Genomic DNA, 14,331 nt, shown 5'->3' with positions numbered 1-14,331 from the left:
ACTCCCGCGCGGGGGACGGACGCCCGGGCTAATCTGCGGACATGCTGTTGCGCAGGGGAGCGCGTCTGCTGGCGGTCCTGGGGATCGTGGTGGGTGCGGGGGGAATCGGTGTGGCGACACCGGCTTACGCGTGTGCGTGTGGCGGGGCGGCCTGGCAGCCCGGGGACAACGGTCGCGTCGCCGACGAGACCGCACTCGTGGCCTGGGACGGACAACACGAGACCATCGACATGCGGCTGGGCCTGCAGGCTTCCGGGCAGCAGGCCGCGTTGATCGTGCCGACACCCGCCCCGGCGACCGTGACGCTGGGGAACGCGAGCACCTTCACCGAGCTCGAGCGCCTGTCCGCGCCCGAGGTCGTCACCGACCGCAAGTGGTTCGGGAATTTCAACCTCGACTTCTTCACCTTCGGTGGCGCCGCCGAATCCGCCGCGCCGACGGGAGCGGCGGGGGCCGGCGCGCCCACGGTGCTCGATCGAGTACAGCTGGGCCCGATGGAGGCCACCACCTTTACCGGCGGTGACCTCACCGGCATTCGCAAGTGGTTGTCCGACAACGGATATCAGATGCGCGACGAGGTGATCGCCACACTGCAACCGTATCTCGACGGCGGCTGGTCGTTCGTGGCCATGCGGCTCACCTCGACCGCCGCCCTCAACGGCGCACTGGATCCGGTACGGCTCACCTTCGCCGCGGATCAGCAGGTCTATCCGATGCGCATGTCCAGCGCGGCCACGCACGACCAGTCGGTCAAGATCTACGTGCTCGGGCCGCATCGGGTCATGCGCGATGACCCCGACTCCCGCACACAGCTGCCGGATGTCATCTTCGCCGGGCGCATCGATCCGGTGGACGCGGATCTGAAACAGCTGAGCGCGAACGGGAACAACTTCCTCACCGTCACGAACTACCGAATCTGGTCCCCCGGGAGCATCACCTCGGACTTCACCTTCACCCCGTGGTTTGCCGACATGGACTACCGGGAGGTGGACCATCGCGTGGACTATGTCCAGTTCCTGGGCATTCCAGCCGGTTTCGCGATACTCATCGGCATCATGCTGCTCGGACCGGCGCTGGGCGTGCTCACCATCGTCCGGCGACTGGTGCGCCGAGTGCTGGCCTGAGCCTCAGCGGGCGCGGCGGCGCGGCTGGACGACCTGGCGCTGGTCGTAGAGATAGAAGACGGCGGCCTTGCGTCGAGCGCACTGGTCGGTCGGACAACTCTGGTGGATCCGCAGAATGCTCTGCGCCAATTGCACGGTGAACCGCTCCGGCACGGCCGCACAACTGTCGGAGATGGGGGCCGCCCGCTGCGCGGACCATGGTGTACGCACCACGCACCTCCTTCCGCTGACAGAAGATGGAATATCCGATCCGAACCCCTCACAAACCCTGGCATGATGATTGCGATCTACATCACCGACCAGTACTCGCTGGTGCCGCACAGGGGAGGCCGACAGTGGAATCGAAGAATCGCGTCATCGATGCCGACGCGGTGTGGCGACGCGGCGACGACAATGCCGACGGCGTCGAAATCGCCTTTCTGACCAGTGGAAACATCGGACTGCGGGACTCCCGCAATCCGGACGGGCCGGTCCTCATCTTCACGCCCGGCGAGTGGGAAGCCTTCGTCGCCGGGGCCAAGGACGGCGAATTCAACCGGCCCGGAGCCTGATACCCGGGAGCCCGGCTCGAAACGAGCCGGGCTCACCGAAATTCGTCCAGCGGACTTGGCATTACGCCTGGGTAATCAGGCCCCGAGCGCACCGCCGATGGTCGGCCAGGACTCGTGCAGCGTGTCCTGCCAGTACGACCAGGAATGCGTGCCCACCGGCGAATGCTCCACGCGCGCCGGGATATTCATCGACCGCAGCCGCTGCTCGAACGCGGTGACGCAGGCGTCCACCCCGAATTCGATGGGCCCGCCGAAGAAGATGTTCTCCGGCAGCTGCGGCTTGATCTCCAGTTCGTGCGGGCCGGGAATGCCGGTGCCGGTGGACAGGAAGATGGTCTTGCCGCGCAGCGCCTCGGTCAGCACCGCCGGATTGTGGTCCGTCCAGGCCGCGCTGCCCGGCGCGCCCCACATATTCAGTGGATTGCCACCGCGATTGGCCACCGAGAACATCATGGCCCCCTGCGCGATGGTGGTGTCCGGGCAGGCGCTGTAGCCGGCCACCGCGCGGTACATGTCCGGATGCCGGACCGCCAGCACGAAGGCCGCGATCCCGCCCATCGACAGACCGCCGATGGCGTTCACCCCGCTACCGCTGAAGTAGTCGTCGATGATGGGCGGAAGCTCTTGTGTCAGAAAGGTTTCCCACTTGTACCGGCCGAACCGTGGGTCGTCGGACACCCAGTCGGTGTAGTAGCTGGCCTGGCCGCCCATGGGCAGCACCACGTTCACGTTCTTGCCCTGGAAGAAGGGTTCGGCGTCGGTGGCATTGGTCCAGGTGCTCTGGGTGGCACCGGGATCGAGGCCGTCGAGTAGGTAGTAGCTGGGGCGGTCGCCGCCACCGGCCGGATGTAGGACCTGGACCTGGATGGTGCGGCCCATGGCCGCGGAGTCGATGAAGATCGCCGAGCGGGTGGCGCTCAACTGATCGACGCGGACCACCTGGGCCGCGCCCGCGGTTGCCGGTGACGTTGCCACCGGGTACAGCAAACCTGCCGCAATCGCCAAAACTGCTGCGGCAACGACTCTTCTACGCACGCCCCACCTCCATCAGCCCAGCACAATCCCAGTCAAAAGTAACTCGAGTGGCTGCTGTGACGCGGCGAAATCCGGCTATGGCGTGTCGTTGGCAAACCAGACGGTTCGCATATGGTAATGCCGATCGGCTATGAATCGGAAGGGATTCGGGACAATGCGCCCCGAATGGATCCGGCCAGGTAATCCAGGTCGGCCCGGGCCGGGGAGGTCGGCCGCGCCCGCAACCCGAACCCGTCGCCGGGAGTGCGCGGAATCACGTGCAAATGCACATGGAACACCTCCTGCCCCGCCGTCACCCCGTCGGCCAGGAAGAAATTCACCCCGTCACACCCCACCTCGGACTCCCGCAGCCCCGCCGCGATCAACTGCCCCACCCGAAACAGCTTGCCGCCCATGGCCGGATCCAACTCCGCCAGACTTCGCGCCGGAACCTTCGGCACCACCAGCACATGCCCGGGCGTCACCGGCCGAATGTCCATGAACGCCAAGCAATCTTCGTCCTCGTACACCTTGGACGAAGGGGCCCGCCCGGCAACGATGTCCGAGAAGATGGTGTAGGGATTCATGGCCCGCATCCTACTGAGCGCGAAAGTCGCGAAGTCCCCCCGTCATTCCGGCGCGCTTTTGGCCGGAATCCAACATCTCGGCGTGTGGATCCCGGCCAAAAGCATGCCGGGATGACGGGGTGGATGTCGAGAGTTCTTGTGTACCTACAGAATCGGGGACGGGGTGTAGCGGGCGGCGGCCGGGTTGGCGTCGACCAGCTTCTGGACCTGGGCGATGACGTCGGAGACCTGCGCCTCGGCCGCGCCGATGAAGGCCGAGCGGTCGACGAGGGCCGCGTCGAGGGCGGCGCGGTCCAGCGGCATGCGATCGTCGGCGGCCAGACGGTCCAGCAGATCGGGCTCGCGGCCCTGCTCCCGCATGGCCAGGGCCACGGCCACCGCGTGCTCCTTGATGACCTCGTGGGCGGTCTCGCGGCCCACGCCCGCACGCACCGCGGCCATCAGCAGGCGAGTCGTGGCCAGGAAGGGCAGGTAGCGGTTCAGCTCGCGGTCCACCACGGCCGGGTAGGCGCCGAACTCGGCCAGCACGGTCAGGAAGGTCTCCATCATGCCGTCGATGGCGAAGAAGGCGTCCGGCAGCGCGACGCGGCGCACCACCGAGCAGAACACGTCACCCTCGTTCCACTGCGCGCCCGCCAGCTCCGCGCCCATCGAGGCGTAGCCGCGCAGCACCACCTGCAGGCCGTTGACGCGCTCGCACGAGCGGGTGTTCATCTTGTGCGGCATGGCCGAGGAGCCCACCTGGCCGGGCTGGAAGCCCTCGGTGACCAGCTCGTTGCCCGCCATCAGGCGAATGGTGTGCGCGAACGAGGACGGGCCGGCGCCCACCTGCACCAGCGCGGAGAGCACATCGTGATCCAGCGAACGCGGGTAGATCTGGCCGACGCTGGTGAAGACGCTCGCGAAGCCGAGATGCCCGGCCACCTTCTGCTCCAGCTGCGCGAGCTTGCCCGCGTCACCGCCGAGCAGGTCCAGCATGTCCTGGGCGGTGCCCATCGGGCCCTTGATGCCGCGCAGCGGGTAGCGGTCGATCAGCTCCCGCACGCGGGTCAGCGCGATCAGCAATTCGTCTGCGGCGGAAGCGAATCGCTTGCCCAGCGTGGTGGCCTGCGCCGCCACATTGTGCGAGCGGCCCGCCATCACCAGGGTCTGGTACTGCGCCGCCCGCTCCGCCAGCCGCGCGGCGATCGCGACACCGTGGTCGTAGACGTGCTCGAGCGAGAGCCGGATCTGCAGCTGCTCGACATTCTCGGTGAGGTCGCGGGAGGTCATGCCCTTGTGCACGTGCTCATGCCCGGCGAGCGCGTTGAACTCCTCGATGCGGGCCTTCACGTCGTGGCGGGTGACCCGCTCACGCTCCGCGATGGACGCCAGATCGACCTGATCGATGACCCGCTCGTAGTCCTCGACGACCCCCGCCGGAACCTCCACCCCCAATTCGGCCTGCGCCCGCAACACCTCGAGCCACAGCCGCCGCTCGAGCACGATCTTGTGCTCCGGCGACCACAGATGAACCAACTGCGGACTGGCATAGCGAGTGGCGAGGACGTTAGGCACGAAGGTCACGTTGTCCCAGTTTACCGGTGGGTTTCCCGCCCGTTTGCCCCAGTATCGCCACCCACAGCCCAACTCCCGCCCCACACCTTGTTTGCTGTCCCGCACTTGGCCTTTGGGGCTTACGCCGGTGGGGCGACGATGTCGATGATCTCGAGCAGCGCCACCCGGGCCATGCGGCGCGGTTGCGGGTCGAGTTCACCGAGCGCGGTCACCACCGCCCCATCGACTACCGCCACCAAACGGCGGGCCTGTTCCGCGCGCACGATCCGATCGGAGCGGCGCAGCACGTCGGCGAGCAGCTCGTCGAGCTGCGCTCGTAGTCGGAGCTGCACCTCGCGTAGTTCGGGGTGCCGGGCCGAGGCCACCGACCGCTCGTACCGGGCGATGAGCTGCCCGCGGGCGTCCTCGTCCTGAATCTCCGGACCCACCAACAGGTCCAGCACGAGTTCGACGGTGGCGTCCGCGCCGCGGCGGCGATGCGTCACCTCACCGACGCGGCGGCGCATGGCATCCAGTTCGGCATTGCCGGAGAATTCGACCGCGCGCGCGATCAGATCCTCCAGCGATTCGAAGTAGTAGGTGGTCGACGCGAGCGGTAAATCCGCGCGGGTGGCCACCGAGCGGTGCCGGACCGCCTCGAAGCCGCCCTCGAGCAGTAGCTCGGCGGCGGCACAAACCAACGCTTGGCGACGCCGTTCGCCTTTCGGAGTCGTCGCAGTGGTCACGGTGCAATCGTGCCAGTCATCCTCGACGCTGTACGCATTTTGCCCACCGCGTTCAAACTGCTTGGCAGATCAGGCCAAATAGCGTCCCAACCGGTCGAGTGCCTCTTCGATGTCGGCACTCGCTCCGGCGAACGAGAAGCGAACTGTGTGATGGCCGTTGCGGGTGTCGAAATCGATGCCGGGGGCCAGTGCCACACCGGTGGCATCGAGCACCTCGGTGCACCAGCGCATCGAATCATCGGTCAGGTGGGCGATATCCGCGTAGGCGTAGAACGCGCCATCGGCCGGGGCCAGGTCGGTGATGCCGAGTTTCGGGAGCCCGGACAACAGCAGCTGACGATTTGCCGCATAGCGCTGCACATGACCGTCCAGTTCAATTTTCGACTCGGCGCTGAAAGCGTGCACGGCCGCAAACTGGGAAATAGCGGGCGGGCACACGGTCATATTGGAAGCCAAGCGCTGCAAGGCCGGACGCAAAGATTCCGGCACCAGCATCCAGCCCAGCCGCCAGCCGGTCATGGAGAAGTATTTCGACACCGAGCCGATCACCACCGCCTCGCGCGAGGTCTCCCAGGCCGACGAGGTCGGCTCGGTCTCCTCGTCGTAGACGATGCCGTGATAGATCTCGTCGGAAATGAGCAGCGTCCCGTGCGCGTCACACCAACGGGCCAGCGCCGCCAGCTCGGCCGGCGCGATCATGGTGCCGGTCGGATTGGCCGGGCTCGCCACGATCAATCCCGCGGGCGGCTCGGGCAGCGCCTCCAGCATGGCCACGGTCGGCTGGAACCGGGTCTCCGGGCCGCAATCCAGCTCCACCACGTTGCAGCCCAGCGCCGTCAGCGTGTTGCGATACGCCGGATAGCCCGGCCGGGCCACCACCACGGTGTCGCCGAGATCGAACGCGGCCAGGAACAGCAGCGTGAACGCGCCGGAGGACCCGGTGGTCACCACGACATCGTCGGCGCTCACCGTCACCCCGTAGGTGCCGCGGTGATGCTCGGCAATGGCCTCGCGCAATTCCAGGATCCCGAATGTCTCGGTATATCCCAGCAATTCACTGTCCATCGCGGCCTTCGTGGCCCGCAATACCGCCGCCGGAGCGGGCGTGGACGGCTGCCCCGCGGCCAGCACCAGCACATCTCCGTGTGTCCGGGCCCGTTCAGCAGCTGCTTTCCAGACGTCCATCACGTAAAAAGGTGGAATGGTCGACCGGCGAGATTCGATACGCACCCGACAGACGGTAGAGCACCCGCTCCCCCGCCTGTCCGGGAACGGTCGTGCGAATGCCTGAGGAGGGCACTGTGCAGGGGGGACCAGCAACCACCGGGAACACCCCGGACACCGACCCACACCCACCCGAACCCGACCCGACCACGGAGTCACCAGCCCGCACCGACCGGTCGGCCCGACGCTTCGTGCGAGCCATCGTCCGCAGACGGCCGCCCGCGGCGCAGCCGAACTCCGACGCCGCCCCGGACCTCACCAGCACCGGATCGGCAGCCCCGCCGAATGCGGATGGCCGCTCGGCCGAGGCGAGCGCACCCCGCGGCGCGGCGAGCGCCACCGAATCCGACGATGACGGATACGAGCCGGACGGCGACGATACCGCCGACGTAGAGGACACGGCCGGCGATCGGAAGTGGGTGCCGGGCGGATCGTTCCGGTCGGCGGGCAGCTATACGCCGGGGGTGCGGTCGCAGCTCGCGGACGAGTCGCGGCCGTCTCGGACTCGGGAGTTCGTCGACGAGGCCGGGCGGGACCTGCGCGTGTTCGCCGGACAGGTGGTCATCTGGGTGCGGGAGACCGCGCCGATCGTGCGGGCGTGGCTGATCCGGATGTGGCGGCAGCGGCCGCGGTCGTGGGGCGAGACGGTCGAGCTGGCGCGGCGGGGGCGGAGCGAGGCGCGGCGGCAGTGGCCGGTGGTGCGGGCGTGGAGTATTCAGCATCGGGTGTTCATCGGGGGGATGGTCGCGGTGCTGGTGTTCGCGAGCGCGGACGGGGCACTGGGGTTGATTCCGACCGATGCGCCGGTGGGTCCCGGTGTGGCGCTGCGAGTTCCGGTGCAGTACCCGCTGCAGGTGCAGGCCACGCCCGAGACCTCGAAGCGGTATCTGGACGCCATCAACAACGGTGAGCATCTGCGCGAGCAGGCCGTGGTATCGGCGGCCGCGGCGTCGACGCTGGAACGGGCCAAGGCGGAGGCCGCGGCCGCGGTGGCCGGGCAACCACAGCCGTGGATGACACCGGCGCCGGACAGTTCGCTGCCGCCCGGCTTCGTGATCCCCGGCGTCGGCGGGTTCGCCCTGCCGGCGAAGGGCGTGTTCACCTCCGGATTCGGCTCGCGCTGGGGCACTTTCCACGCGGGCATCGATATCGCCGCCCCGATCGGCTCACCGATCTACGCGGTCGCGGCGGGCACGGTCATCGACGCGGGCCCGGCGTCCGGTTTCGGGCTGTGGGTCCGCATCCGCCACGACGACGGCACCATCTCCGTGTACGGGCACATGTACGACTTCTCGGTGTCGGTCGGCGAACGCGTCCCGGCGGGCCTGCAGATCGCCCGCATCGGCAATCGCGGCGACTCCACCGGCCCGCACCTGCATTTCGAGATCATCATCGGCGGCCAGCACGTGGACCCCCAGCCCTGGCTGGCCGCACACGGCATCATCGTAGGCTGAATCGAATACGACAGCGCCCGCCCGAACTCGGTTCGGGCGGGCGCTTTTTCGAGTCTCGGGTCAGACCGCGGCCGGGATGCTGATGCGGCCTTCCACGGCCGCCAGCCCGATGTCGGAGCGGAAGTGGCCGCCGGGCAGCTTGATGGTGGCAAGCCGGTCGTAGGCGTTCTGACGGGCCTCCGCCAGATCCGCGCCCTGACCGACGATGGCGAGCACGCGCCCACCGGCGGAGACCAGCGCACCGTCCTCGCGCTGCGCGGTCCCGGCGTGCATGACCTCGGATTCGGTTCCGGTGCCGGTGGATTCGGCCCCCGTGATGACGTCCCCGTTGCGCGGGCGCCCCGGGTAGTTCTCGGCGGCCAGCACCACGGTGACGGCCGAGCCGTCCTTCCAGCGCGGCGCGGCCACCTGGTCGAGGGTGCCGGTGGCGGTGGCGTGCAGCAGCTCACCGAGCGGGCTGTCGAGCAGCGACAGCACGGCCTGCGTCTCGGGATCGCCGAAGCGGCAGTTGAATTCGATCACGGCGGGCCCGGCCTGCCCGATGGCGAGCCCCGCGTACAGCAGGCCGCTGAACGGCACGCCCCGGCGAACCATTTCGGCCGCAACGGGTTTCACCACGTCGTCGACGATGGCCTGCAGCGTCTGCTCCGGCAGCCACGGCAGTGGCGTGTACGCGCCCATGCCGCCGGTATTGGGCCCGGTGTCGCCGTCACCGACGCGCTTGTGGTCCTGGGCGGGCAGCAGCGGCACCACGGTCTCGCCGTCGACCAGGCAGAACAGCGACACCTCGGGTCCGTCGAGGAAGGACTCCAGCAGCACCGGGTGTCCCTGCTCGAGCAGTTCCGCGCCGTGCTCGCGGGCGACCGAGCGGTCCGCGGTCACCACGACGCCCTTGCCGGCGGCCAGCCCGTCGTCCTTGACCACCCAGGTCGGCCCGAAACGGTCCAGTGCCGCATCCAATTCGCCCGGGTGATCGACGATCTCGCTGTGCGCGGTGCGTACCCCGGCGGCGTTCATGACGTCCTTGGCGAAGGCCTTCGAGCCCTCGATGCGCGCCGCGGACGCGGACGGCCCGAAGGTCGGGATCCCGGCGGCCCGCAGCGCGTCGGCCACCCCGAGCACCAGCGGCACCTCGGGCCCGACCACCACCAGATCGGCGGCCAGCTCCTGCGCCAGCGCGGTCACCTCCGCCCCGGAGGACGGATCGACGGCCCGCACCTGCGCGTGCTGGGCGATCCCCGCATTGCCGGGCGCGGCGTAGACCGCGCTCACCGCCGGGTCCTTCCGCAGCGCCAGGACGAGGGCATGTTCACGGGCTCCGGAACCGATGACGAGTACGCGCACGGCAGACAGCTTAAAGGGCTGGCCCGCGGCAATCGGTAGCGGTCCGTTGTGCGTTCGGGCGAGCCCGAACATCCGCGCGTAATCTCCCGTGCATGGCTTCTGTTTTCTCCGCAATCATCAACGGTCAGCTGCCGGGCCGGTTCGTCTGGGAGGACGAGGAATTCGTCGCCTTCCTGACGATTGCCCCGGTCACGCAGGGGCACACCCTGGTGGTGCCGCGCCAGGAGATCGACCAGTGGCAGGACATCGACCCCGACACCTTCGCCCGCCTCAATGTCGTGGCCCAGAAGATCGGCAAGGCGGTGCGCGCGGCGTGGGACGCCCCGCGCGCCGGTCTGCTCATCGCGGGCCTGGAAGTGCCGCACCTGCACATGCACGTGTTCCCGGCCTTCGAACTCGACAACTTCGACATCACCAGCGCCAACCCGGAACCCAGCAAGGAATCCCTCGACGAGGCCCAGGCCATGATCAAGCAGGCCCTGCGCGATCTCGGCTACGGCGCGAACGTCCCGGAGTAAAGCGAACGTCTCGGAGCGAAACGATGCCGGGGGCAATGACCCCCGGCATCGGCGCTTTCCGGCCTCAGCGCTGATCGCGGGGCAGCCGCACCGTGAACGTGGTGCCTTCGCCCGGCGCACTGGTCACCGACACCTTGCCGCCGTGCGCGGCGACCAGCGCCTGCACGATCGACAGCCCCAACCCCGAACCGCCGCTCTCCCGGCTGCGGGACGCGTCGGCGCGATAGAACCGCTCGAAGACCCGCTCGGCCTGTTCCGGATCCAACCCCGGACCGGTGTCGGCGACCTCCATGGCCACCTCGTCCTCGGCCGGGGTGAGCCGCACCGTCACCTCCGCCTCGGGCGGCGTGTGCACCAGCGCATTGTTGAGCAGATTGGCCAGCACCTGCCGCAGCCGCGCCTCGTCGCCGAGCAGCTCCAAAGTGCCGGGCCCGGGCCGAATTTCGAGGTCGATCTTGCGTTCCGGCCCGTCCGGCCGCTGCGCGGCGGCCAGCGCCCGCGCACTGTGCACGGCATCGCTGGCCAGCATGAGCAGATCCACCGGCCGCCGTTCCACCGGCCGCTGCGCGTCCAGCCGGGCCAGCATGAGCAGGTCCTCCACCAGCAGACTCATCCGCTTGGATTCGCGTTCGATGCGGTCCATCAGCATGCCCGGATCGGTGATCGCGCCCTGGCGGTACAGCTCGGAGAAGCCCTTGATGGTGGTGAGCGGCGTGCGCAGTTCGTGGCTGGCGTCGGCGACGAACTGCCGCATCTTGGATTCCGAGCGCCGCGCCGCCTCCTCGGACGCCTCGGTGGCGGCGAACGCCTGCTGGATCTGGGTCAGCATGGTGTTCAACGATTGTGAGAGGTGATCGACCTCGGTATCGGTGCCGCGCACCGGAACTCGCTGATGCAGGTCGCCACCGGCAATCGCGGCCGCGGTGCGCTCGACCTCCCGCAGTGGTCGCAGACTTCGCCTGATCACTATGCGCGCGACCGCGGCCAGCGCGGCCAGCACCAGCGCGCCGATCACCAACTGCAGCACGATCAGCTTGTCCAGCAACGAGTTCGTCTCGTCCATGCGCAGCGCGATAGTGCTGGTGCCGTATTCGTTGACGGTCCGCAGCACCCGCCATTCCTCGGTGGAGGCGCCGACCGAGCCCACCGTCTGCGGCCGATTGCCCAGGTCCGCAGGCACATCCGGCTGCTGCACGCCCGCGGACAGGCTCAGCGTGACCGCGCCGGTGGCGTCCTGCACCTGCACCCAGTACAGGTGCGGGGGACGTTCGCGACCGCGCACGGTGGGCAGCGGTTCGGGTCGCTGCGCGCCGGGCGCGGCCCAACTGTGCGCGGCGTCGTAGAGCTGCCGGTCGATGCGTTCGACCAGCACGTTGCGCATGAGCGAGGTGACCGCGATGCCGGAGACCAGCAGGCCGAAGCCGACCAGGGCGACCAGCGCCACCACCAGGGTGGTGCGGAGCGGCACGGCCGCGAGCCGGTCGGTGATCTTGCCGCGCAGGGTTCGTGTCGCCCGCTTACCTTCTGCCAGCGCGGCGGCGATCACGCGTTGGCCGTCCTACCGCGCGGCTCCCGCATCACGTAGCCGACCCCGCGCAGGGTGTGGATCAGCCGATCCGGTCCGGTGTCGACCTTCTTGCGCAGGTAGGACACATAGGTTTCGACCACGCCGACCTCGCCGCCGAAGTCGTAGCGCCACACGTGATCCAGGATCCGCGGCTTGCTCAGCACCGTTCCAGCATTGACCAGGAAGTACCGCAGCAGCGTGAATTCGGTGGGCGACAACGACACCGGCTCGCCGGCCTTCCACACTTCGTGGGTGTCGTCGTCGAGTTCGATATCGGCGAAGCGCAGCCGCGAGGACTTGGTCTCGGGCGCGGACCGCCCGGCGCGCCGCAGGATGACCCGCAGCCGCGCCACCACCTCTTCGAGGCTGAAGGGTTTGGTCACGTAGTCGTCGGCGCCGAGCGTCAGCCCGGTGATCTTGTCGTCCACATCGTCGCGCGCGGTCAGGAACAGCACGGGCGAATCGATCCCGTCGGCCCGGAGCCGCCGCAGCAGCCCGAATCCGTCCATCCCCGGCATCATCACGTCGATGATCAGCGCATCCGGCCGGAAGGTCTTGGCCTTGTCCAGCCCTTCGGTGCCGCTGGCGGCACTCGCGACCTCGAACCCTTGATACCGGAGGCTCACAGACAGCAGCTCGACGATCATGGGCTCATCGTCGACGACGAGCACCCTGGCCTCCGGTTCACGCACCTGCGCGGGCACACCTGTCATGGGCTCATATTCTGCGCCTCGCCCGCGAGGAACCTGGCCCTTCCCTGGGAGTTTCCTGGGAACGGGAGTGTCGCGGACATGAAGAACGCCGGTCGAATCATCGACCGGCGTTCATCTTCGAGCCCCCTGTCAGGATTGAACTGACGACCTTCGCTTTACAAGAGCGGTGCTCTACCACTGAGCTAAGGAGGCGGGAAATTTTGCGGTGCCCATCATAACCGGGGTCGTCGGCTGCGCGGAAAAGCCGACGTCCCGGTCAGCACGATGCTGGTCCCGGCCCGGAGCACGGCCCGGCGAGGCTGGTTGCCTCACCCGGCCGCGTTCGGAAGCCGTTCGCGCAGTATCGGACTAACCGCAGGGTGTCAGGACTGCGCCGCCTGACGTGCCGCGTCATCCGCCGCCATGGCGTCACGCAGGCTCTTGGGACGCATATCCGTCCAGTTCTTCTCGACATACTCGACGCACGCGGCGCGGCTGTCCTCGCCGAAGACGACTCGCCAACCCGCCGGAACCTCGGCGAAGGCGGGCCACAGGGAGTGCTGTTCCTCATCGTTGACCAGGACGAAGAACCGGCCGTCTTCGTCATCGAAGGGATTGGTGCTCATTTCACCTCACTGGATACTGGCGCTGTGTACGGAGTACGTAGACGGATCGTCCAGTCACCGCAGTGATTGGAACGAGCCCCCGACGTTGATTCGACCCTAGCAAGGCAGGTGTTACCGCTGGGCGGTTACCTGCACTTCGTTGAATAGGCCCGGTGTTCAGGCCGCGAAGAATTCGAGCAGGATCTTGTTGACGGCTTCCGGCTGCTCGAGGTAGCCGAAGTGCCCGGCGTCGGGAACCTCCTGGTAGCGGGCTCCCGGAATGATATCCGCGACCTCGCGGGAAAGGTAGGGCGGAATCATCCGGTCGTCGGCGAAGCCCATGGACAGGCAGGGCACGGTGATGCCGCGGTAGGCGGCGGTGCGGTCGAAGTCGTGGTCCATGCGGCGCTGGGCACGGATGCCGGGAGTGGCCGGGCCACCGGTGAATTCGAACAGATCCAGCCAGTCACGGGCGGCATGGGTGTCTGCCATGGTGGCCGGGGAGAGGTTCATCAGGGCGGTGATGGCGGCCTCGTACTTGGCGGGCAGCCGCACCCCGGAGGCGTCGAATTCGTGTTCGCCGAGCGAAAGTGTCTTCTGGAACTGGTCGAGCCGGGCGTGTCCCGCCATGAAGACGGCCTTGCGGACCAGATCGGGCCGGGCCAGCGCGAGTTCCTGCGCGACTCGCGAGCCCATGGACTGTCCGACCACCAGGGACGGTCCCTCGCCGAGGAATTCGATCAGGGCGGCGGTGTCGCGGACCAGATCGTCGATGGTCATCCCGTTGGCCGCCTCGAAGGACGGTGCGATGCCGCGATTGTCGAAGGTGCAGACCCGGTATCCGGCGGCCACCAGCGCGGGCACCTGGTGCAGTTCCCACACCCGGCCGCCGCTGCCGGTGCCCATGATCATGACGACCAGCGGCGCGGACCCCTTGACGTCGGTGCCGCGTGACCGGTCTCCCTTGACCTGGTAGTTCAGTGAGATTCCGTTCACCGTCGCCAACGGCATGCTGCGTCCCTTCATCAGGTGGTTCGGTTCCTGCGTTCGTTCACCGTATAGCTATCGGGACCCGGAATGTTTCGCCCCGTGACCATTGCGGTTCGGGCTCGCAATCCGAGCAGCGGACGGGCGCGACTTTCCTGGCAGATACGATGGAGCCCTCGAAGAGAGCAGACTTCCCCGAGAGGACATCGATATGGCCGCGAAGACCGGCGCGAACGACATCGCGGACGACGATCTGGAGCCGCTCGCCGACGAAACCGCTCGTCAGGCACAGAAGGTGGTAGCCGCGTACGCGACCGACGCCGACGAGTGCCGCATGCTGCTGTCGATGCTGGGCATCGCTCCGACGCGAGGCGAATAAGCC

At 68.0% G+C, this 14,331-nt stretch carries 16 protein-coding genes and 1 tRNA gene; 5 read left to right on the top strand and 12 right to left on the bottom strand.

From position 1 onward, the window contains the following. Positions 1 to 41 precede the first annotated feature (41 nt). Positions 42 to 1,124 carry a DUF2330 domain-containing protein gene (locus ACYVN4_RS18050; protein WP_460722429.1) on the top strand — a complete coding sequence of 361 codons (1,083 nt, stop codon included), beginning with the start codon at positions 42 to 44 and terminating at the stop codon, positions 1,122 to 1,124. Between the two features lie 3 nt (positions 1,125 to 1,127). Here ACYVN4_RS18050 and ACYVN4_RS18045 read toward each other — a convergent pair whose 3' ends face one another. Further along, the gene (locus tag ACYVN4_RS18045) at positions 1,128 to 1,334 is read right to left on the bottom strand and encodes a hypothetical protein (RefSeq protein ID WP_460722427.1); all 207 of its coding nucleotides are present in this window, start codon (positions 1,332 to 1,334) and stop codon (positions 1,128 to 1,130) included. 125 nt (positions 1,335 to 1,459) lie between these two features. Between ACYVN4_RS18045 and ACYVN4_RS18040 the strand changes: the two genes are divergently transcribed. Beyond that, positions 1,460 to 1,675 carry a DUF397 domain-containing protein gene (locus tag ACYVN4_RS18040; RefSeq protein ID WP_452396615.1) on the top strand — a complete coding sequence of 72 codons (216 nt, stop codon included), beginning with the start codon at positions 1,460 to 1,462 and terminating at the stop codon, positions 1,673 to 1,675. A gap of 75 nt (positions 1,676 to 1,750) precedes the next feature. Here ACYVN4_RS18040 and ACYVN4_RS18035 read toward each other — a convergent pair whose 3' ends face one another. The 5 genes from ACYVN4_RS18035 to ACYVN4_RS18015 all read right to left on the bottom strand — a co-directional run bounded on the left by ACYVN4_RS18035 (position 1,751) and on the right by ACYVN4_RS18015 (position 6,788). Beyond that, positions 1,751 to 2,710: an alpha/beta hydrolase gene (locus ACYVN4_RS18035; RefSeq protein WP_460722425.1), complete on the bottom strand. Its 960-nt coding sequence runs from the start codon at positions 2,708 to 2,710 to the stop codon at positions 1,751 to 1,753. Positions 2,711 to 2,838: 128 nt separating this feature from the next. Beyond that, positions 2,839 to 3,276 carry an HIT family protein gene (locus tag ACYVN4_RS18030; protein WP_379354377.1) on the bottom strand — a complete coding sequence of 146 codons (438 nt, stop codon included), beginning with the start codon at positions 3,274 to 3,276 and terminating at the stop codon, positions 2,839 to 2,841. A 144-nt stretch (positions 3,277 to 3,420) separates the two neighbouring features. Next, complete coding sequence (gene purB / locus ACYVN4_RS18025; protein ID WP_460722423.1) at positions 3,421 to 4,842, bottom strand: adenylosuccinate lyase; 1,422 nt, start codon at positions 4,840 to 4,842, stop codon at positions 3,421 to 3,423. 110 nt (positions 4,843 to 4,952) lie between these two features. Continuing rightward, positions 4,953 to 5,558 carry a TetR/AcrR family transcriptional regulator gene (locus ACYVN4_RS18020; protein WP_379354380.1) on the bottom strand — a complete coding sequence of 202 codons (606 nt, stop codon included), beginning with the start codon at positions 5,556 to 5,558 and terminating at the stop codon, positions 4,953 to 4,955. A gap of 69 nt (positions 5,559 to 5,627) precedes the next feature. Further along, entirely contained in the window at positions 5,628 to 6,788 is a 1,161-nt protein-coding gene (locus ACYVN4_RS18015) for a pyridoxal phosphate-dependent aminotransferase (protein WP_460722420.1), read from the bottom strand. 605 nt (positions 6,789 to 7,393) lie between these two features. Here ACYVN4_RS18015 and ACYVN4_RS18010 point away from each other — a divergent pair. Further along, positions 7,394 to 8,236, top strand: a complete 843-nt coding sequence (locus ACYVN4_RS18010; RefSeq protein ID WP_460722748.1) for a M23 family metallopeptidase — start codon at positions 7,394 to 7,396, stop codon at positions 8,234 to 8,236. A gap of 60 nt (positions 8,237 to 8,296) precedes the next feature. Here ACYVN4_RS18010 and purD read toward each other — a convergent pair whose 3' ends face one another. Beyond that, positions 8,297 to 9,580: a phosphoribosylamine--glycine ligase gene (purD, locus tag ACYVN4_RS18005; RefSeq protein ID WP_460722418.1), complete on the bottom strand. Its 1,284-nt coding sequence runs from the start codon at positions 9,578 to 9,580 to the stop codon at positions 8,297 to 8,299. Positions 9,581 to 9,672: 92 nt separating this feature from the next. On the opposite strand from purD, the gene ACYVN4_RS18000 reads away from it, so the two are divergent. Beyond that, a complete protein-coding gene (locus ACYVN4_RS18000) occupies positions 9,673 to 10,098 on the top strand; it encodes an HIT family protein (RefSeq protein WP_460722416.1) in 426 nt (141 codons plus the stop codon). 64 nt (positions 10,099 to 10,162) lie between these two features. Here ACYVN4_RS18000 and ACYVN4_RS17995 read toward each other — a convergent pair whose 3' ends face one another. From ACYVN4_RS17995 to ACYVN4_RS17975, 5 genes are all read right to left on the bottom strand, one after another. Continuing rightward, the gene (locus ACYVN4_RS17995; protein ID WP_460722746.1) at positions 10,163 to 11,641 is read right to left on the bottom strand and encodes a sensor histidine kinase; all 1,479 of its coding nucleotides are present in this window, start codon (positions 11,639 to 11,641) and stop codon (positions 10,163 to 10,165) included. Then, on the bottom strand, positions 11,641 to 12,378 hold the full coding sequence (locus ACYVN4_RS17990) for a response regulator transcription factor (RefSeq protein WP_379354390.1): 738 nt from the start codon (positions 12,376 to 12,378) through the stop codon (positions 11,641 to 11,643). The genes ACYVN4_RS17995 and ACYVN4_RS17990 overlap by 1 nt, the downstream gene beginning before the upstream one ends. Before the next feature lie 120 nt (positions 12,379 to 12,498). Next, positions 12,499 to 12,570 (bottom strand) — tRNA-Thr (locus ACYVN4_RS17985). 170 nt (positions 12,571 to 12,740) lie between these two features. Continuing rightward, a complete protein-coding gene (locus ACYVN4_RS17980; protein WP_019931522.1) occupies positions 12,741 to 12,983 on the bottom strand; it encodes an MbtH family protein in 243 nt (80 codons plus the stop codon). 156 nt (positions 12,984 to 13,139) lie between these two features. Beyond that, entirely contained in the window at positions 13,140 to 13,973 is an 834-nt protein-coding gene (locus ACYVN4_RS17975) for an alpha/beta fold hydrolase (protein ID WP_460722744.1), read from the bottom strand. Between the two features lie 187 nt (positions 13,974 to 14,160). Between ACYVN4_RS17975 and ACYVN4_RS17970 the strand changes: the two genes are divergently transcribed. Next, on the top strand, positions 14,161 to 14,328 hold the full coding sequence (locus ACYVN4_RS17970) for a hypothetical protein (RefSeq protein WP_379354393.1): 168 nt from the start codon (positions 14,161 to 14,163) through the stop codon (positions 14,326 to 14,328). Positions 14,329 to 14,331 lie beyond the last annotated feature (3 nt).

The organism is Nocardia heshunensis (assembly GCF_054782115.1).
This window is presented reverse-complemented; position numbering and strand designations above follow the sequence as displayed.